24 protein-coding genes and 3 pseudogenes are annotated in these 19710 nt (G+C 43.0%); 8 read left to right on the top strand and 19 right to left on the bottom strand.

The window, feature by feature from the left end; genetic code table 11:
* Positions 1–48: 48 nt before the first annotated feature.
* The 19 genes and pseudogenes from yesN to NST79_RS03805 all read right to left on the bottom strand — a co-directional run bounded on the left by yesN (position 49) and on the right by NST79_RS03805 (position 14428).
* Positions 49–1155, bottom strand: a complete 1107-nt coding sequence (yesN, locus tag NST79_RS03895; protein WP_212060001.1) for a response regulator transcription factor — start codon at positions 1153–1155, stop codon at positions 49–51.
* Positions 1155–2888 (bottom strand): sensor histidine kinase, encoded by a 1734-nt coding sequence (gene yesM, locus NST79_RS03890; RefSeq protein WP_212060002.1) that lies wholly within the window; start codon positions 2886–2888, stop codon positions 1155–1157. Before yesM ends, yesN begins: the two co-directional genes overlap by 1 nt.
* Positions 2885–3514 (bottom strand): YesL family protein, encoded by a 630-nt coding sequence (locus NST79_RS03885; protein ID WP_212060003.1) that lies wholly within the window; start codon positions 3512–3514, stop codon positions 2885–2887. The genes yesM and NST79_RS03885 overlap by 4 nt, the downstream gene beginning before the upstream one ends.
* 114 nt (positions 3515–3628) lie before the next feature.
* Positions 3629–3957, bottom strand: a pseudogene (locus tag NST79_RS03880) (YesK-like family protein).
* A complete protein-coding gene (locus tag NST79_RS03875) occupies positions 3954–4496 on the bottom strand; it encodes a GNAT family N-acetyltransferase (RefSeq protein WP_015252620.1) in 543 nt (180 codons plus the stop codon). The pseudogene NST79_RS03880 and the gene NST79_RS03875 overlap by 4 nt, the downstream one beginning before the upstream one ends.
* 124 nt (positions 4497–4620) lie before the next feature.
* Positions 4621–5190, bottom strand: a complete 570-nt coding sequence (cotJC, locus tag NST79_RS03870; protein ID WP_003233850.1) for a spore coat protein CotJC — start codon at positions 5188–5190, stop codon at positions 4621–4623.
* A 14-nt stretch (positions 5191–5204) separates the two neighbouring features.
* On the bottom strand, positions 5205–5468 hold the full coding sequence (cotJB, locus tag NST79_RS03865) for a spore coat protein CotJB (protein ID WP_003219491.1): 264 nt from the start codon (positions 5466–5468) through the stop codon (positions 5205–5207).
* Entirely contained in the window at positions 5452–5700 is a 249-nt protein-coding gene (gene cotJA, locus NST79_RS03860) for a spore coat-associated protein CotJA (RefSeq protein ID WP_003219489.1), read from the bottom strand. Before cotJA ends, cotJB begins: the two co-directional genes overlap by 17 nt.
* 129 nt (positions 5701–5829) lie before the next feature.
* Positions 5830–6695 (bottom strand): annotated as a pseudogene (locus NST79_RS03855) (NAD-dependent epimerase/dehydratase family protein); the annotation flags it as partial.
* A complete protein-coding gene (locus NST79_RS03850; RefSeq protein WP_116316353.1) occupies positions 6692–7135 on the bottom strand; it encodes a nuclear transport factor 2 family protein in 444 nt (147 codons plus the stop codon). The pseudogene NST79_RS03855 and the gene NST79_RS03850, both read right to left, overlap by 4 nt.
* A 78-nt stretch (positions 7136–7213) precedes the next feature.
* On the bottom strand, positions 7214–7798 hold the full coding sequence (locus NST79_RS03845) for a TetR/AcrR family transcriptional regulator (RefSeq protein WP_212060004.1): 585 nt from the start codon (positions 7796–7798) through the stop codon (positions 7214–7216).
* 114 nt (positions 7799–7912) lie between these two features.
* Complete coding sequence (gene yeeK, locus NST79_RS03840) at positions 7913–8323, bottom strand: spore coat protein YeeK (RefSeq protein WP_212060006.1); 411 nt, start codon at positions 8321–8323, stop codon at positions 7913–7915.
* A gap of 133 nt (positions 8324–8456) precedes the next feature.
* Entirely contained in the window at positions 8457–9176 is a 720-nt protein-coding gene (locus NST79_RS03835; protein WP_003242611.1) for a YebC/PmpR family DNA-binding transcriptional regulator, read from the bottom strand.
* Between the two features lie 159 nt (positions 9177–9335).
* A complete protein-coding gene (gene phrH / locus NST79_RS03830) occupies positions 9336–9509 on the bottom strand; it encodes a phosphatase RapH inhibitor PhrH (protein ID WP_015715465.1) in 174 nt (57 codons plus the stop codon).
* On the bottom strand, positions 9499–10629 hold the full coding sequence (gene rapH, locus NST79_RS03825) for a Rap family tetratricopeptide repeat protein (RefSeq protein ID WP_212060008.1): 1131 nt from the start codon (positions 10627–10629) through the stop codon (positions 9499–9501). The genes phrH and rapH overlap by 11 nt, the downstream gene beginning before the upstream one ends.
* Positions 10630–10775: 146 nt before the next feature.
* Positions 10776–11936 (bottom strand): lysozyme inhibitor LprI family protein, encoded by a 1161-nt coding sequence (locus tag NST79_RS03820; protein ID WP_047182231.1) that lies wholly within the window; start codon positions 11934–11936, stop codon positions 10776–10778.
* A 107-nt stretch (positions 11937–12043) separates the two neighbouring features.
* Positions 12044–13006: a hypothetical protein gene (locus NST79_RS03815; RefSeq protein WP_214287330.1), complete on the bottom strand. Its 963-nt coding sequence runs from the start codon at positions 13004–13006 to the stop codon at positions 12044–12046.
* 150 nt (positions 13007–13156) lie between these two features.
* Complete coding sequence (locus NST79_RS03810; protein ID WP_212060010.1) at positions 13157–14077, bottom strand: DUF5655 domain-containing protein; 921 nt, start codon at positions 14075–14077, stop codon at positions 13157–13159.
* Between the two features lie 12 nt (positions 14078–14089).
* On the bottom strand, positions 14090–14428 hold the full coding sequence (locus tag NST79_RS03805) for a hypothetical protein (RefSeq protein WP_029726615.1): 339 nt from the start codon (positions 14426–14428) through the stop codon (positions 14090–14092).
* A gap of 166 nt (positions 14429–14594) precedes the next feature.
* Between NST79_RS03805 and NST79_RS03800 the strand changes: the two genes are divergently transcribed.
* The 8 genes and pseudogenes from NST79_RS03800 to NST79_RS03765 all read left to right on the top strand — a co-directional run bounded on the left by NST79_RS03800 (position 14595) and on the right by NST79_RS03765 (position 19595).
* Positions 14595–16463: a T7SS effector LXG polymorphic toxin gene (locus NST79_RS03800; RefSeq protein ID WP_212060011.1), complete on the top strand. Its 1869-nt coding sequence runs from the start codon at positions 14595–14597 to the stop codon at positions 16461–16463.
* A 24-nt stretch (positions 16464–16487) separates the two neighbouring features.
* Positions 16488–16694 carry a bacteriocin immunity protein gene (locus tag NST79_RS03795; RefSeq protein ID WP_095714359.1) on the top strand — a complete coding sequence of 69 codons (207 nt, stop codon included), beginning with the start codon at positions 16488–16490 and terminating at the stop codon, positions 16692–16694.
* Positions 16695–16919: 225 nt separating this feature from the next.
* Positions 16920–17039, top strand: a complete 120-nt coding sequence (locus NST79_RS03790; protein ID WP_339225840.1) for an immunity protein YezG family protein — start codon at positions 16920–16922, stop codon at positions 17037–17039.
* Positions 17040–17097: 58 nt separating this feature from the next.
* Positions 17098–17235 (top strand): immunity protein YezG family protein, encoded by a 138-nt coding sequence (locus NST79_RS03785; RefSeq protein ID WP_339225839.1) that lies wholly within the window; start codon positions 17098–17100, stop codon positions 17233–17235.
* Between the two features lie 73 nt (positions 17236–17308).
* Positions 17309–17704: an immunity 22 family protein gene (locus tag NST79_RS03780; protein WP_144531329.1), complete on the top strand. Its 396-nt coding sequence runs from the start codon at positions 17309–17311 to the stop codon at positions 17702–17704.
* A gap of 84 nt (positions 17705–17788) precedes the next feature.
* Positions 17789–18094: a hypothetical protein gene (locus tag NST79_RS03775; RefSeq protein ID WP_116316346.1), complete on the top strand. Its 306-nt coding sequence runs from the start codon at positions 17789–17791 to the stop codon at positions 18092–18094.
* Between the two features lie 187 nt (positions 18095–18281).
* Positions 18282–19408, top strand: a pseudogene (locus NST79_RS03770) (Rap family tetratricopeptide repeat protein).
* Positions 19398–19595, top strand: coding sequence for a hypothetical protein (locus NST79_RS03765; protein WP_003240078.1), 198 nt, complete (start codon positions 19398–19400; stop codon positions 19593–19595). Before NST79_RS03770 ends, NST79_RS03765 begins: the two are co-directional and overlap by 11 nt.
* Positions 19596–19710: the final 115 nt, after the last annotated feature.

Below are 19710 nucleotides of genomic sequence, written 5' to 3'. Positions count from 1 at the left end.
GGCGAAACACTCAAAAAACAGTGGCGAAAGTCAAAAAAACAGAGATGGCTATCCTGCGGAAGCGCCTCCCTGTTTTCTTCTGAATTCTGACGGTGTCAGACCGGTATATTTTTTAAAAACAAGACTGAAATACTTCGGATTATCGCCAAATCCGATTTCTTCAGCAATTTCTGATACACTCGCGTCCCGCCTCATTTTCATCTGTTTCATCGCATGTTCAAGACGCACTCGTGTAACATATTGGGAAAATTTCTCGCCTGTTTCCTGCTTAAATAACTTCCCGAGATAATCAGGATTCATAAACAGCATATCCTTCGCCGCCCATTTTAAGGACAGATTCGGATTTCCGAGCTCGTCGGCAATAAGCCTGATCATTTTTGAAATCACTGCGCTCCCATGCAGGTCACCAGACGCTTCAGCTGTGTCACGAAACAGCTGCCCCGCGTGCCGGAGTTCTCCCGCCTGACTGATGGCCATCTTGCGGTCCGCAAAAACCTCCGCCGCCTTTTCAGCGGCGTTCTCCTCTACGGCGAGCACGGTCCATTCTCCGCTGCTGCAAACCGCTGTCAGTACCGACCCGAGTGCCTCTCTGGCTGTGGCATCAATAGATTGTTCCCCTTTTAAGATCAAGAGGCGGATCTTTTTTCCGGCAAGTGAAGGCGGCGGAGACAGCTGGGCCACACCGGCGATCAAGCCTTCCAAGTATTGATCGGCTGCAAAGGAACGGATATGGTCCAGCTCGTGTTTCAGATGGGCTGTTTTCTTTTTGTGCACATCTTGCCGCTTCAGCTCAGCAATGATTTCCTCCAGCGAGCTGATAATCTGCTGTTCATTGCAGGGTTTCAGCAAATAATGCTTCACCCCATATTTCATGGCTTCCTTTGCGTATTCAAACTCTCCAAACCCGGACAGGACGATAAATTGCACCGACGGGCTGACGGCTGACACCTTTTTGATCAGCTCAAGCCCGCCCATGCCGGGCATTTTGACGTCTGTGATGACAATATGCGGCTGCTTATGTACAATCTTTTCATATGCTTCATGTCCGTTCTGCGCTTTTCCGATCAATGAGGCGCCAAGCGACTCCCACTCAATGATTCCAGCCATTCCATCAAGGATAATCCTCTCATCATCAGCCAGCAGTATTTTATACATCACACCACCTCATTTCGGCACGGTATTGTGATCACAATCCTCGTCCCCTTTTCATGCTCACTATGAATCCGCAATCCGTATGGCTCTCCGAATGTCAGGCTGATGCGCTCGCGAATATTCCAAAGTCCGATTCCTCTTCCACCCGTTGATTCAAGAATCCGTCCATCCATGCCAGGGCCGTTATCTTCGACCGTAATACAGACACATTCCTTTGCCTTTTTCGCCTGAATCCGGATGGCGCACGGCCTTGTAAAGGGTTCAAGCGCGTATTGAATCGCATTTTCCGCAAGCGGCTGGAGCGTCAGTTTCGGAATGAGGCAATGCTTCACCTCATCGTCAATATCCAACGTGAAGTTCAGGCGCTCTTCAAATCGAAATCGCTGAATGGTCATATAGTGGAGTACAATGTCCGCCTCCTCCTGAATGGTCACGATATCCTTTTTCATATGTATGCTGTTTCGCAGAAGAAAACCGAGCGATTCCACCATTTTTGAGATTTGCTTTTGCTGATTCGCCTTAGCCAGCCAATTGATGGACTCGAGCGTGTTATATAAAAAATGCGGATTGATCTGGGCTTGCAGTGCTTTCAATTCGGTTTCTTTAATAATGAGCTGTTTTTCCACATTTTCTTCCATCAGCTCATTAATCCGTTTCATCATGACAGTAAAATGACGGTTCAGCATGCCGGCCTCATCCTGTGTATGTTCCGGCAGAGAAAGCGACACACCTGCTTCAATGCCGCCGTGCTGTACCGATTTCATCGCGGTCACAAGCTGTTCAATCGGCTCCGTGATGCTGTTGGCGATTTTCCTTCCGAAAAGCAAAACCACACAGAAAAAAAGAAGAAAGCATGTGCCGATCACTGTTTTCATAAAGGAAATTTTTGCGAACATCTGATCAAAGGGGATAACGTTATAGTAGCTCCAATTTTGGTAGGATGATTGAAGGTAAGAAATAAAGTAACGTTTGCCATTCTTTTTTATCAAGTCATAACCGGGGTGCTTCAGCGTCTCTTTTGCTGCCTCAGGAACATGCGCTGATGCATGTGCCGTATACACCAAATTACCGCCTTGGTCAGCAATCATAATGTCTCCGACTGAATCGCCCCAATCCTTCGGCACATCACGAATCATCTGTTTTACATTGACCTGGATCAGCACCATGCCCAAGCCGTTCAAACTCAGCTGGTGATAGGACCTGATCTGCCGTGCTGAAATCAGGACAGGATCTGACCCGCCGAGCGTCATCCAAAGATTTCTTCCATTTTTCGCTTTCGCTCGCTTAAATACCTCTTCCTGCTCCTGCTGCAAAAGATCTGAAGAACTGCTTCCGGCTGAATACTCTGAGCCGCGGGCATCAATCACATGAATGGAATCGATGTACTTTTCATCGCTGGCATATCCCGCAAGCTGATCCCACAGCTCCTGCTTCATTTGATATTGATCATACGTATCATCCCGATTTTGCATACTCAGGATGCGCTGAATCTGTTCGTCTGTAATGATTTCATATGACACATCCTCTATCTTCTTCAGCTCGTCTTCGATCCTTTCAGAAGACATCCGAAGCACCTCCGAGGACTTGCGGTAAATCTGCTCATCATACACATGAAAGGCATACTGGACCCCGCTGTATACAAACAGAAAGGATACGGCCATAATCAACGATAGAAACACAAACAGCTTATCCTTAATCTTCATCCGCCTGTACCAGCCAGCAACTCTTTTCTTCATGCCGCCTTTTCTTTCTCCAGCCGCTGATCCATTGACCGAAACGCTTTAAAGGACAGCTTCGTTAAGATCAGGCTGAGTAAACTCCCGCTGAAAAACAATAGAAACGTAACATGAAACAGAACGAGACAAAGCACACCGACAGCGCCCGCCGCCATCAAAAGCGTCACCGCCGGACGGCTGAAGGCAATGAAAAAGCTGATGCTCAGCACCTCTCTGATTTTTACGTCAAAATGAGAAAATACCGGGAACACATACAGCACAACAAACGCGAAAATCAAACTAATGCTCAGGAATACATTGACGAGCACAGGCTGGTCCATCTGAGCCGCTATCCGCATATCCGCAAACAGAAACAGGGCAGCCGTCACAACGATAAGCCCGAGGATCTGTGATGCCCGCCACTCCTTTTTAAACGTCCGAAAAAAGACAGAAAACACCGGGGCATCTGTATTCCCCTTCGCCCATTCTCTCGCCACTGTAAACATCGCGGCAGTAGCGGGCATCAGCCCAAACACAACCAGGCCTGCAAGAGAAAACAAAATCCAAAGCACATTCAAATAGGCCAATCTCATCACCCACGTACAAAAACGATTCAGCCCATTTGTCACACTGTGTATCATCAACATCACCTTCCCGCTTTGGAAAACGCTTTCATTTTAAAGTAATATGTATTTCTCCTTTCGAAAGAAAATTCCTGCCGGTCTGTGAAAATTTCGACATGATGAGAGACGGCAGCAGCCTTATCTTTTCCTGTAACGCCGGATGGCCTTATCGATCAAATATCCGGCAATGGCTCCGAAAATGACATTGAATCCAAGCATTCCGAGCGCAGCCCCTTCCCAACCGCGTACATACACGAGGCTCTACCAGATCAGAAACACACCAAGGACGATCAGCCCGGCCAACATCCATTCCGGCCGACTTTTGTCAGGAAATCTCATCCGCATCAAAACGGATACGCCAGCAAACAGACAAGCCGTACGATCCCTGTCACAAATAATATTGCCCACACATCGCCTGCCCTCCCTTTTAGAAAAAGACAAAAAAGCCCCCTGCAAAGGACGCTTATTCTGCCGTAATCTCTTTCTCAAACAAATGATATCCGGACGCATCAGCACCCATGAATTCATATCCCATACGCCGATAAAAGGAATGCAGGGCGTCGCTATCAGCGACACAGTCAAGCCGGATCCGCGTTTTTTCCGGAAAGTGTATGCCCGTCTCCGCCCACTGAAGGACGCGGGCTCCTAGCCCCTGTCCCGCAAACCGGCGGCTTACTGCGAGGCGATGCAAATAAATGGACTCCTCATGCCCATCGTCTCCCCAAAGCGTCCGGTCCCACTCGCTCGGTGCAGGCAGCAGCATCACGACAGCCGCAAGCTCTTCATCTTTCTTAAACACAAACACATGTCCCTTTTCAATTGACCCCGTGATATCATGTATATCTTGCCCTTTGAGAAGTCCGCTCCATTGGTTAGAACCCCGATCCCGGAGCCATTCAGCTGTTCGGACGAGCAACCCGGTAATCGATTCTGCATCCTCATAGACGGCCGGACACGCGTAAAATCCATCTGCAATCGTTTCGTTCTCAATCTTAAAAGCTGACATAAAGGCCTCCCAATCAAAAAGTAAGCTTGCACACACACCTTGATTATAATGCAGACCAAACTGCAAAAACAGACCATTTTCTCTGTATGTAAAAGGGTGTATGAAAGAGAGGCCAATCTGCCTATTAGAAAATCTTCTTTTTATCCCGTTCTTCTTTTAAAATTTCAACCGCTTCTCTGAAGCGCATAGAGTGTACGATTTCACGCTCACGCAAAAAACGCAGGGAATCGTTTAAATCAGGATCATCCGAAATATCAATCAGCCATTGATACGTCGCCCGCGCCTTTTCTTCTGCGGCAATATCTTCGTATAAATCGGCAATCGGATCGCCCTTCGCTTGGATATAGCTCGCGGTAAACGGCACGCCCGCCGCATTATGATAAAAAAGCGCGCTGTCGTGATTGACGTAATGATCGCCAAGCCCAGCTTCACGCAGCTGCTCCGGTGTGGCGTCTTTTGTTAACTTATAGACCATGGTCGCAATCATTTCCAAATGGGCAAACTCCTCCGTGCCGATATCTGTTAAAAGGCCAATGACCTTATCAGGAATCGTATAACGCTGGTTCAAATACCGGAGAGCTGCGGCCAGCTCGCCGTCCGCTCCGCCATACTGCTCAATCAAATACTTCGCCAGCGTCGGGTTGCACGTACTGACCTTGACAGGGTATTGCAGCTTCTTTTCATACACCCACATTCAGGCATTCCTCCTTATACTTGCCACGGCCATGGCCCTTTTCCCCAATCCCAATCCTTGCCCGCGGGGCTGTTGCCGAACTGCAGAAGCGGTCCGTAAGAGGATTCGAACTGTCTTTTTAAGTGCCTTGAATAGCCGGAATATTGATTGAATTGCTTCAACGCATCTTCATCATGAGGATGTGTATTTAAATAAAGACTCAGCTCAACAAGCACAAAATCAGCAGCCTGTATTTGCTCTAGCTGACGATAATATTCGGCGTCAACCTTTTTTGCCATGTGCGTCTCCCCCTCGATAAGGGTTTTCATAAAAATCATAGAGATCCTTCCAAAGGGTGCCTTTCCTCAAAGCCTCCATCGGCGAAAACTGCTCCATATGCTCAGGCTGAAAGGTCATATAAAGGTTAGGGGGCGTTCTGTAATATTTCTTCCCTATGGGCGGACAGGGATCAAAACGGCTGTGAAAGGGCGTATATGATTTGACAGGCGTAAACGGCTGCATATCCTTCATTCCGGCTCCTCCTTTCTCAAAAACAATGACCTTAATAGGTATGAGGCAGGAGGCATGATTATGACTAAAACACGACTTAGCTTTTTCAATAAGAAGACCTTCGGAAGCGCCGAAGGTCTTTCTAGACTATTCAGTCCAAAATGAGGTCAGTGTTTCCAATATGCAGCATGAGCAGCCGCAAACTCTGACAGCGAACGAGGTTCTTTTCCCGTCACATGCTTCACTGTATCCGTTACCCGATGTTCCGCACCATGGCTGATTGCCTCATCAAGCTTCGCCATAAAATGGGCATAATCCGCGGGCAAACCTCCTGCCTCCATTTTATGCTGCAGCTCGGAACGAGAAATGCTGACATGCTCCACCCGGCGTCCCGCCGCAGCTCCAATGATCTCCGCCGCTTCGGCATAGCTCAGCGCCTCGGGACCTGTCAGAATATGATGTGTTTGATGAGGAACATCATCAATCAAAGCCCTGACGGCTGTTTCTGCGATGTCATCAGCGTCAATAAACCCAAGTTTTCCTTCACCCGAAGCCGTTGTGATGCGCCCCTCAGTTTGAATAGACATGCGGTGCTGGACATTGATGAAATTTTGCATAAAGTATGAGGGCCGCAGCACCGTCCATTCTGGAAACTCGCGCACTGCCTGGTGAAGCGCGCCAAACACGGGACCGTTCTCGGAGACAACAGATGCACTTTGCATCACTACCCGCTTTGCGCCGAGACGCTTTGCTTCCTTTAAAAAGGGAAGCACATAGGGAGCCGGATCAAGTACACCAACCGGAGCAACAAGATAGATGTCTTTTACCTGTTCTAGAGCAGGCGTAAAACTGGAGGCATCCTTCCAATCAAAATACACATACTCCGCACTTGCAAGCGCGCCCTTTTTTCGGCTTGCAATACGCACTCTGTATCCCAGCTTTATTAAACGGCTGGCGATTCGGCTGCCGACTGTGCCAGTCCCGCCCGTGATTAAAATCGGATTCTGTTTCATCATTTCCCACTCTCCTCTGTTTGCAAAAATGATCCTCCAAAGGCCTCTTTTACAACAAGCGGATTCCAATAATCCCTATAACGCACAATGCGGCCGTCTCTCGTTTCGATGACACTGATATAGCTTTGGCGATAAGGCAGTCCAGTCTCAATCACATGGCCCTCACATTGAAACTCCGCAATCATCGTATTCGAGTCTGCTGAACGGTACACTGTCGGAGCCGTAAATGAAGAAAGATGGATCTGCTTAGGATAATCCTTAATATAATTGTAAATGGCCGCTTTTCCTTCTATTCTTTTTGGTGATCCCTCCGGTGCATAAGGAAACTCAAATACAGCATTCTCATCCCAAAGCTCCACCCAGCTCTTCATGTCCTTCTCAAGCATATAAGCCATAAACTTTCTCAATGTTTCACATGCTTTTTCAAACTCATTCATCAACATTCATCATCACCTCATTTTTATTTCTAGACTATTCAGTCCAAAAAGTACATACATGGGCAAAGAATTCTTTACCACATGTTAATCAAGCACTGATAAACTCACGTCAACATGGTCCTGAAGCCGATCCATATCAGCCGTCACTTTCGCAACAAATGTCAGTGACAGCCTGCTTTGATTCAGGTACCGAGCAAGCGCAGATATATCAGTCTCTTCGCCATTCAATTCTCCTTGATCCTTCGCTCTTAAAAGCCCGTGATAAAAAGCGTCCTCAAGCTGCTTGGATTGTCTTTCAAAATACCGGGCAAGCTCAGGGTCATGCGGGATCTGTTCAATCGCGCTGTTAATAATGTAGCACGCCTTCGCCCGTTCCGGATCCCTCAGGGCATTGACACCCTCCTGAAAAATATCACGAATGGCTTCCTTTACAGATCCTGGCGCTTCAAGCCTTTCCATAACGGCAGCGTTTTTCCCTTCAAGATACGATTTCACAGCGGACAAAAACAAATCACGCTTCGTTCCATACGTATCATACAAACTTTGGCGCGCAATGCCTAAATGAGAGAGCAGATCCTGAAGAGACGTTCCTTCGTAGCCATACTCTCCAAAAACCTCTATCGCCCTGTGAAGAACAAGCGCCGTATCAAATTCTTTATTCCTCCCCAAAAAATGATCACCTCCTGAAACAAATGTTACCATTTTCCAGACTGAACAGTCAAGAAAAAAGCTAAAAAAACACTCTTGATCTGCAAGAGTGTCCTCTTTATACCATCATCTTCTTTATTTATAACCGTCTTTTCCCCAGTGGCCCATATGGTGGTGATGGTGGCCATAATGACCATCATGATGGTGGTGATAATTATCCTTTCCAACATGGTGATGATGGTGATGAAGATTATCTTTTCCATCATGATGATGGTGATAATAGTGGTGATGGCCATCATTTTCATGGTGCATGTTCGGATAATTTACAGTTCCCGGAGAGCCTCCATAGCCGCCGCTTGGGTAACCGCCGTACCCACCATATCCCGGATAGCCGCCGACTCCTCCATGTATGCCGTGATCTGGGTAGCCTTGCATGCCATAGCCCGGATAGCCTGTGCTTTGCATGCCATAGCCCGGGTGGCCAATACCAAAGCCCTGATAATGACCAAAACCAGGTCCGCCATACATATGTCTTGTATCAGTCATATTTACTCTCTCCTTCACATAGGTTACAGTCCAGAGTATGAGAATATCTTATAGATCGTATAGGCGGCCGCCTACATACAGCTAAAACAATTTCCGGGACAAAAAAAGCAGGCCATAACAGCCTGCTCACTCCTTACTCACCTAAATCAACGTTATGATATACCTGCTGAACATCTTCCAAATCTTCTAATGCATCAATCAATTTTTCAAACTGTTCCTTTGCATCATCCGGAAGCGTTACTTCACTTTGCGCAAGCATTGTCAGCTCCGCTACTGTAAATTCCTCGACACCCGCGTTTTTAAACGCCTCTTGCACCGCATGGAATTGATCAGGCTCGGCATACACGATCGCGCTGTCATCCTCTTCTAAAATGTCACGTACATCAACATCCGCTTCCATCAGGATTTCAAGCGCTTCGTCAGCAGTTTTGCCTTCCACACCGATTACAGCCGTCGCGTCAAACATGTAAGCAACAGATCCGCTCACACCCATGTTTCCGCCGTTTTTCCCGAACGCCGCACGCACTTCCGGCGCCGTACGGTTTACATTATTCGTCAGCGCATCAACGATAATCATTGATCCGTTCGGCCCGAAGCCCTCATAACGAAGCTCATCGTAATTCTCTTCCGCTCCGCCCTTCGCCTTCTCGATCGCACGTTCAATGATGTTTTTCGGCACGCTATAAGTCTTCGCACGCTCAAGCACAACCTTCAGCGCCTGGTTGGATTCCGGATCAGGCTCGCCCTGTTTCGCCGCCACATAAATCTCACGGCCAAACTTCGCATAAATCCGACTCGTATTTGCGTCCTTAGACGCCTTCTTCTCTTTAATATTGTTCCACTTACGGCCCATGATGTTCCACTCTCTTTCATATATATCAATCTAAATACTGTTATTCACTTTATCCATTATACCTCAAATGGTTTGGTTGTTTCGAGTGTCTTGCGTTAGAAATAGAAGGAATGCCGCGATGTGGAAAATGGAACGTCTTCCGTAAAGCAAGAAAAAGCCCTAGCTAAGGGCTTTCTTCTGATCACTAAGTTTGTAAGGGGAATGATCGATAAACGTCGTATTTCGATCTGTTGATTCCTTAAATCCGCCGGAGTTTGTCAGGGTTGGAAACGACATGCTTCCGAAAACTAGAGTAACAGCCAGACACATCATCACTTTTTTCTTAATAGGCATATAAACACTCTCCTTTTAGAATATCTTCTTGGGCTTTTAGCACTTTCCGATAAAACGCAGCAGCTTGTTCAAAGTGACAGCTGCTTTCAAAAACAGCGGCAGCACTCCGGGCACATGCTTCAATGTAAGCGTGCAGGTTCTTTTTTTCGAAATAGCTTAAAAGATCATGAATTTTTCGTTCATCAACAGTCTCCTTGTACACGGCCTGCAAGAACAGAAACAATTCTTTATAAAATTTGTGAGAACGTGCTGTGATATGGTCTAATCCTTCCTCTATGAACTGAAACGCCCGCTGTGTTTGGCCTGTCTTACATAATGTCCAGCTTAATCCAAACAAGACTTTCGGAAGCAGATCAGGGACTTTCTCTCTGCTTACTTTCGCCGCTTTTTGGAAATGTTCTACAGCCATCTGATCGTCTCCTGATCTGTCATAGCTGTTCGCGATGTTCAATAGAGAAATGGCGATAAACCTGTCATTTTGAATGTCCATTGCCAATTCCAGCGCCGTCTCTAAATGCGGGAGCGCTTTATCATAATGTTTGAAATCATCATAGTTGCCGGCGATCACAAACAAGCTTTGTATCGTTCTAATGCTGTATAGGGGATTGTTTTGATAAATGTCTAAGGCTTGAAGAATATGATGCATCGACACATGGGTTTGCTTCATGTGATAATACGCTTCTGCCACTTTAAAATGGAATTCGGCTTTCTCAATATCATCTGACACAAACGGCAGTTCTTTCTCCGCCTCGCGATAATATCCGATCGCTTCCACATATTCTTTTTGGTCAAATTCATACATGCCACGGAAAAACAAAGAGTAGTATTTCAAAAGGCCTGTGAGTTTTTTCTGAGGGGTCTCAATCGTTTCAAGAAGCTCTGTCACTGTAGGGCGATTCCCGTATGTTTGTCCCGGCTCCAAATAATCAAGCATCAGCTGGTGCCGAAAACACATCAGAGAATAATAGATCAGTAAATCCTGGTCTTCTTCCATCTGCTGAATGTCCTGCTCCACCTCCGCTTTCAGAATCTCAGCATCCGGAACACTGAACTGGCGAATCATTTTATACCATTCATTAATCTTAACACCTACACGCGAAGACGGTATGGCTTGACTCAACGGCTTCCCTCCTTCTCTATGAGATATGTCATATTCTATCAATCCCAAATTTTGAAAACAACACACAAGGAAGAAATTGTTTTTTCATCCTGTCAATTTGTTTTTTTTCGCAAAAAAGACCCTTTACACAAGGGTCCATGTCAATCTTATTTCATATACGTATTCACCAGCTCGTAACAGCGCTCTTTCGTCTGTTTGGCAAGCTCTTCTGTTTGGACGACTCGGGATAATGAACCGCCGCCCTCCTCATCATATCGTTTCTGGGCCGCAGCATCCCTATCCTTTATCCATTGGCGCTGTTTCACTTTTAATGCCGCCATGTCTGAAGCAGGAAGCTGTTTTTGCAGCACGCCGTATATCTCGTTCAGCAATCCGTCCCACATTTGATAATTGTAACCGTAATCCTCAATCATCTGATAATCACTTTGATAGTCATTGTGCTTTTCTTTCTGTTCTGTCGCTGACAATTTGGCAGCATAATCTGCTTTTGTGCTTCCTGTTGTGTGCTCACTGCTCTGTGTATCCGCTGTATCAGGCGATGCGGTTTCCGCAGTCTTCTGAGCTGTCTCTTGCTCCGGGGTCTCAGTCTCGTTTTCATTATCACTTACCAGACTGGTATCCTTTGAGCTGATCGCCACCTGTCTTTCCCCATTTGAACTTTTCACATTGAAAAGATAAGCTGTTCCGCCGTCAGCCTTCGATTCATAGGACTTCACAAATTCTGCCGTTTCACCGTTTCTCGACAGAATCGTTTTCGCTTCTTCTTTTGTCAGCTTGATATCATCCCCTTGAAGCGACTTGCTGTCCCATTTGTTGATCTTCCAATCGCCATCTTCCTTCACCAATTCAAACGTCCATAACGTGCCCATGTTGTTTAATTCTGTTGCCGGATCTATTGATGAAGCCTCTATCTTATTCTTGTTCTGTTCATATGTAAAACGCACATCAAAATCAGTGCCGGGTTGAAAAGGAGCATCACACTCGCAAAAGTACTCCCCAGCCAAATCCTTTAAGGTCTGATCTGCAAACGTTTCTGTTGCATAAGGCAGCACACTAGGCCGCAGCTTGTTGAAATCCGCCTTGTTTGCCGTGCTCCAGCCGTTTTCTTTTCCCGCTTTATCAAATGCATTAAAGATCGAATCAATATCGTTTTTCAAAGCTGATTTTACTTCCTGCTCCGTCAGTTTCGCAACGCTAGCTTTCTTCACGGCTTGCTTTTCCTGATTTTTATCAGAAGCTCCGCTATCAGAACACGCCGATAATAGGAATAGTATCGATAAAAGCATCGCACCTAATTTATAACTCATTGTCTCTCTCACCCTTCTGCTCTCTCATGGTAGCTTTCTCATTTTATAGGTCTTTTGTCAGTTTGTACATTTCATTTTTACAGAAGCAGAAAGAGACTGAAATGAGCTTACTCAACCACAACAAAACCCTGCACCTTCACCTGTTCCTCAGGCAAATCAAACTGATAAAGCATCTTCTTAGAATGAATATCAAACACACCCATATACCCGCCGATGCCCTTTTTATGCTCTTCCTGGGCAACTATATACAATAGATTCCCCTTAAACTTCGCCTCTATATAAGGGAATGTCAAGCTGTATGTGTGAAAAGAAAAATCCTCCCCATATTCCAGCAAGTTCGCCTCCCCCTCTTTGTCTTCGTACGCAACGTAAAAACTGCCGCTTTCCTTGTTATAGTATACGGTATCAGCGTATTCAAGATCATCAGGATACGGAATATATGTCGTTTTCCATGTCCCTTTTTCAATCACAGTCAATTTATGATCCGAGCTCGCGACAATAAATTCCTCCGAATCTGCGAATTGATCAGCGTATGAAGCTAAACTCAGAGTCTCAATCATTTCCTCTGTTTTTCTGTCAATCACGTAAATAGACATACTTTGAATGATATAAATATAGTTCTCATCACTGGCCCCCATCGTGACAAGCGAAGGCAAGGTAAGGGTATATTCCTTCTTCATTTTTTTATCATTTATGCGGATCTCATTTCCCGTCGTATCAACATTATAGGCCTCAATAGTGACATCCTTCCCCTCATACCAAAACGCAAATGGATCTGACAGCGGATGCTCTTTGATCGCATCCTTCTCCAGCGTGTAGTAAAAAGGCTCGTGTTCCGCCAATAATACAAGGTCTGTTGATGCATAAGATTTCGTTTGAATATAAGGCACATCCGCCACCTTAAACGTACGCCTGTTAAACCGTTCGCCTGTAGAGGTTGAAAGCAGCACGCTTTCTTTTATGAAAGGATTGGAGTAGATAAAAAAGATCCGGTCTTCTTCGGGGTGAATGGTGGAAGATTGGACAGGATGCGTATTTTTATTTTGAAAGGAAATATACACAGTCAACATAAAAACACTTGCGAACAAGCCCAATAGTATAAAACGCTTTTTCACACAAGAAACTCCCAGTAAATGGTTAAAAACTCTATATCGTTTTCAACATGCCCTGTACATATCCCTTGTAATCCAATAAAAAAAAGAACTTCTCCATGGAAGTTCTCACTTATTTTTCTCATAGGATTGTTTGATCAATCCCATGATATATTCTATGTTTTCGTCATCTTTTATGAAAATCTCATAGTCGCCATTTCCCCAGTGGCCGGTCTCAGAGACATCGCGCATTCTCTCCTCAGGATCATGCAATTCCCCCTTTTTCATATTCACCCACAGCTTAAGTCCGCTTTTTAAAAGAAGAATGTCAGTGAAATTTCGCTTATTTGATGTAAACGCAATATAAAGCTTTGTCGGTTTGATTGAAATATGATCGTCCAAATTAAAAATGAATTCCTTTAGCTGCTGATAAAGCTCTATGATGTCAAACGGTTTATCTGCAAGATGATCCTCTTCAGAAAACACTTTAATTTCTTTGCTGACCTCTTGAATGGTCTCACTTTGCTGCGAAATGGTCTTAATCGACTCGGAGACGCCATCAGCCTTCATTTGATTCAACTGGATCAGATCATTTTCGTACCTTTTAATCTCCCATAATTCAATTGGCAGGTCTTTAAAATGGATGGATTGCTTTTGATACACCGTAAAAACAGGTGAAATAAAAATGACCTTCGACTGCGACCAATCCACATCATCCCGCTTTAACGGACGATCATGATTCTCATTGTACTCAAGAATGAAATCAGCTTTATGATTGAGCATTGCCGCTAAATAGGCGTAGCCCTGGTCAACAACACTGAAGTTCTTCGTATTTTTATACTCGATAATCACAAAAGATTTCGTCTCAGCATCAAACGCTAACGTATCAATGCGGAAATTGCTAATCCTGAATTCAGATTTCACAAAACTGAGCCCCAACATTTGCTGAAGATTGGTCTCAAATAAATCCTGAATCTCTTTTTCTTTTTTAAACGGTTTCTCGCGAATATCTTCTAGCTGATTTTGGTTGTTTACTTTATAGAGATACATGCTGGGCTCCTTTTATTTTACTAGTTCCATTAAGGTTTCTAAGGATAGACTCGAAACCGGATTTTGCGTTTTTGTTTTCAGTGTACTTCCAATTAAATAAGAATAGTCACGGCACTCTGCCAATTGAAACCGGACTCTATTATTCGTTTTAGTGATCTTGGCGGGTTCTTCAGATTCCCAAGCGTCAACGATCTTGTAAACATTTAAAATCACACCGCTCCGAACAACAATTGCCCGTTTACATTCCTTTGCTCTGGACAATTTCATATCCCAGTTCCCGCAAGCGCGGTTCGTTAGCGTGTCGCCTTTTTGAATATCCTTGATCTTTATGATTAAGAAGTCTTTATCCAAATGAGCTCTTCCCCTTTTTATTGATCTATCATTATCTTATCAAAACCGTGCACTTAGACACATGCCAAATGACTCATTTTTCCACCAAAACACGTTCTCACATCCACCATCATCCCACCCCGTGGTAAAATTTTGATATTGAGTGAACAAAAGAAGGGAAATGGTCATGAAAGTATTTGAAGCGAAAACACTGCTTTCAGAAGCGGCAGACCGTGCAAAAGAGTACAAAGAACTAAGAACGCAAATGGTTAATTTGAGAAAAGCATTAAAAAGCGTCGCTGATCTCAGTGACAGTGAATTCTCAGGTAAAGGCGCCAGCAATATCAAAGCCTTCTACCACGACCACGTCGGCGTCACCGACCAATGGATCGACTACATCGACATGAAAATCGCATTTTTCAACAGTATCGCCGGAGCCGCCGAGGACAAAGGCCTCTCTGACGCATACATCGAAGAATCTTTCCTGGAGCATGAACTGGAAAATGCGCACAAAAAATCGAAATCCATCATGTCTGAACAGAAAAAAGCAATGAAAGATATCTTAAACGATATCGACGACATCCTCCCGCTCGACCTGTTTTCAACAGAAACCTTCAAAGACGAGCTGGCCGATGCCAACGACAAACGCAAAAAAACACTGGAAAAATTGGACGCCTTGGACGAAGACCTGAAAACAGAATACGCCCTGTCAGAACCAAACGAACAATTCATCAAATCCGACTTCCAAAAGCTCCAAGAAGCAACGGGCAAAGGCAAAAACGCAACACCCATCCACTACAACGCCAAAGCGTACCGTGAGAGTGACATACATAAGAAAAAAGGCGACATTGAAAAGCGGACGGATGCTTACTTGAAGATTAAGAAAGAGGAAGCGAAGGAACGCGAGATTGAAAAACTGAAGAAAAAGCTTGCGAATGGTGTCTCAGATCCGGATGAATATTTAGAAATTGCGAAGAAGATTGGGTATGAGAACCTTAAGCCTACACAGTTACAGTATGTAGTGCAACTAGAGCAAGCAAAACAGCTCGAAGAAGTTGGTGAAACCACATGGGAAGTTCTGAAAGGAGTTGGAGTCGGTCTCTACGATGTCGCTAAGGATACTGTGACTGGCGTTAAAGATTTAGCTGTCGGAACGTGGGAGTTTTCCCAGCTCTCCGAAGAACAAAAATTAGCCAAAACAATTTCAACTGTATTGAAGACACCTTCCTATGCAAAAATCATATGGACAAACATAGCGGATTCATGGAATGATAAAATGGTTAACGGAGATGCATACTCCAGATCTCATTATATTACCTATGTGGTCGGGAACCTCGTTGGACTAAAAGGTGCTGGCTCTGCTGTGAAAGTAACAAGCAAACTTGGTAAAGCAGGTGCTGCCAAAGTCGATAAAGTGCTTGAAGCTGGAGAAAAAGCGGCTACTACACATGTAAAGACAGGAATAGAAAAAGGAAAAAACTTCATCAATTCTTTTCCTAAAAATGAATATGAACCTGCCCTTGTAGGAATAGCGCAAGACATTGGTAATACTCACAATGTTAAGAATACCCCCTTATTAGAGAAGATTATAGAAGAAACTAAAGAATCTAGCATTCTATTCACCAAAAGAAACATCCCAGGTGTAGCAACTGGTAAAGTAACTCCAAGTAGAGGGCTGCAGCTTCAAGAAAGACTGATGTACAACAATGGTAAATTAGGGGTTATTCCTCAAGAAGTACGCAAACAACTTCTTGGGAAGGAGTTCAAATCATTTGATGAGTTTAGAAAAGAATTCTGGAGATCTGTAGCCAACACTGAATATGCAAATGAATTTAATAAAAATAATATAGCTAGAATGAAAAATGGGAACTCCCCTATCGCACCTAAAAAAGAGCATTATGGTAAACATAAGTCATATATTTTACACCATAAACAACCTATTGATAAAGGTGGAGATGTGTATAATTTAGATAACCTAATTATTACTTCTCCAAAAATGCATCAGGAGATACTAGATCCAGCTTATCATTTCGGAAAAAAAGGAAGTAAAAACTAAAATAAAGAAAAGGAGAATAAACCCTTGAATAAAATGTCAAAAGAAGAATTAGTCTCATTGGTGAAAAAAATTATGAATCCTGAATTAGAAGATGAGGTTATTGGTAAATACATCGATTTATTAGAAGAAAATGTCCCTCATCCTGCACCAAGTGATTTAATTTTTTGGAGCGAAGAAGAATACACAGCCGAGCAAATCGTGGAAATTGCTCTTAACTATAAAGAAGAGTAATCACACTATAATCCGTAACCTTCAATAACAATCAAGATGTTTTGTCCAATTAGAACCTCAATAGGGACATTTTAAAGTTTTCATATTATTATGCTTATACCGATGGACCTAAAAGGTACCCTCAACTCCCAGTAGTATGAGGATCTATAAATCAAAGATAGCTCTTCTATACTGGGCTATTTTTGATTCTGGAGGTGCTTTTATGGAAACAGAAAAAATGGGCGTATTATATCAAAAAATAGTGAAGAGTTCATTTATTCGCATGACATTCCCGAATATTATCAAGTAAGTGCACAAATTTATGATAACTTGTTAATCGAACTACAAGATTTATTTGATGACTAAGGGATGAATGGAAAGCGAATAAATCAGATTTGTGGACTAACCTACTGGAAAATTTTCAATAGACTATGATTATGAAAATGTTATTGAATCTACGTTAGACGACTACCAAAGACAAATGATCTGGGAATACACTAACTTGGGTATTTCCCCTATGGACAAAGAGGATGAGGAATTTGTAAAGAACTATCTGAATTAGTGATGACGTTTACATCTGATGCAATTTTCATTACCCTCTTTTGAACCATTATGCTTGAGTAAGGGGTGAAAAATTGGAAAAACAAAATTTTTTATCGCTTTGGATAGGGTACATAAAAAATTCATCCTCTTTAAATGATTACGTTAACCTAAAATACAATGAAGACGAAGGTGATTTTCTCCCTTCCCAATTTTTAATTGATTTTGATATAGATATCGATGAATTAGATGAAGATTTTATAGAAAAAGTCGCACATGAAAAAAATTGTAATAATTTATCTGAACTAATTGGCGGCTGTTCGTACGATAGTGTCATCTTACCTCGATTTGAGAACATAGTAGGTACCGCAATTCCAGAACAAATCAATGCTGCTGTTCTTTTATATAATTTTGAATATGACGGCAGGGAGAAAGAAATAAACGATAAAAACTATTCATTTAAATTTATTGGTGCAGTATCCTATGCTTAAGTAAAAAATTCTAAATAAATATGAAGCCCTCTTACTTGAGGGCTTTATTTTTATCTCATCTCACTTTATAAAAGGAGCATCACCTTGACAGTAAGAAAAGAATTAATAAAACAAATGAATTTAACAATCACAGTAATAAAAACAATTAATCAAAAGAATCCAACTCCAATTGTGAAAAACATATTACAAAGGTACGAAGAGGCAAAAGAATTTATCCAACATTCAACAGAGGAGCAATTCGAAGAAGACCTCTCTAGAGTTAAAAATAAACTAGATACTCTGACAAGAGCATATCTAGAATCAGCTAACAACTACATGAATCCTATGCTCAGAGAAATGTATAAGACAGAAAAACTGCTAAAAGAGTACGACGAAACTGCTCAGTCGTGATAACCGCAATCCAAAGTTCAAAAGTTGAGATTGTACTACCTTCACAAAACCAAATATAATGCGAAACACCCCAACTCCCTTTAGCGGACTGCACTGAAAATTTTTTTGCGGTCGCTCAACCCCTTCCTATTAAATTTCAGTATTGATAAAATTTACATAATTAGTGAGAAGAGGAAGGGTGAGAAGTTTGGACACGATTTCGTCTCCGCACGTTGGGATGAAAATTAATGAGTGGAACCGGCATATTCAAAAGTTTAATGTGACAGATGCTGAAATGCTTAAAGCTGAGATCGAACGAGACATTGACATCATGGAAGAAGACCAAGACCTCTTGATTTACTATCAGCTCATTGCATTTCGCCATCAGCTTATGATTGACTATGTGATTCCATCTGAAGGAAACCAAATGGAGTTATCAGAATATTTAAAGAGAATTGAAGGCAGCAACAGGAAGATGGAGAAACTCGTTGAATACTACTATTACTTTTTTCAAGGGATGTATGAATTCAAAGAGGGCAATTTCTTAAGTGCCATTACATTCTATCAAAAAGCGGAAAACACCATTCCCTATATTTCAGATGAAATTGAGCGGGCGGAATTTTATTTTAAAATGGCTGAAGTGTTTTATCATATGAAACAAACCCACGTATCCATGCACTATTCTTCTAGGCGTATAACATCTATAAAACACACGACCTTTACTCAGTCCGCCGCATACAATGCCATTTTGTGATCGCAGGAAACTACGACGATTTAGAAAGTCATGAAAAGGCGCTCCCTCACCTTGAACAGGCACTAAAAGGCGCACGGCTTCTTGAAAGCAAAAACAAGCGGATTTACGGCCAAGCTTTATTCAATATCGGAAATTGTTATCTTAAAATGGGCGAATTGACGAAAGCAGCAAAATACATGGAGAAATCGATATTCCAATTTAAAAAATCAAATTTCAACAACTTGACACAAGCTTACCACGATTTAGCCTTAATTTATTTTCTTCAACATAAACAAGAACAGGCAATGGATTGTTTCAGAAAAGGCGTACGCTTCGCATGTAAATTCGACGATGGCCTATTTAAAATTATGTTTGAAGGATTGCAGGCGCTGTTTATCAAAAAAGGAGAAGCGTCCATTTTATTAAATGTTTTCAACAAATTAGAAACATCCCAAGGATATCCTTATATGGAAGAGTTGGCATTATTAGCCGCAAAGTTTTATACTGAAATTGGGCAGATGGATGATTCTGTTATCTGTTTCAAAAAGATGGTTCATGCCCGCAAACAAATTCAGAGAGGGGATTGTTTGTATGAAATTTAAACTGACTTTGTGCGCTGTAATTGCTTTGATCGGTGTAAGCTTTATCAGTTCTTCCTTGGGAAATGAAGTAAACGTAGCATCCAGAAACATGACAAGCAAAGCTGCAAACGATTCAACGAACTCCCTAGCAGACAAAGCCATCTTTGACAAGGAAATGACGATTGCAGAAAACGGAACGCTTGGTTAAGAACAAGACGTAGCTTAGGCTGCGTCTCTTTTTCTGAAGAAATAGGTGACAAGGTGATAGAATGTTGATGTTCAAGATGCTGATCAACTTCTGCTTGAAATCCACAAAACGATGA

This window comes from Bacillus sp. PS196, from assembly GCF_037963555.1.
GTDB classification, from domain to species: domain Bacteria; phylum Bacillota; class Bacilli; order Bacillales; family Bacillaceae; genus Bacillus; species Bacillus subtilis.
The sequence above is the reverse complement of the archived record's forward strand: the minus strand, read 5'-3'. Positions and strand labels throughout refer to the sequence as shown.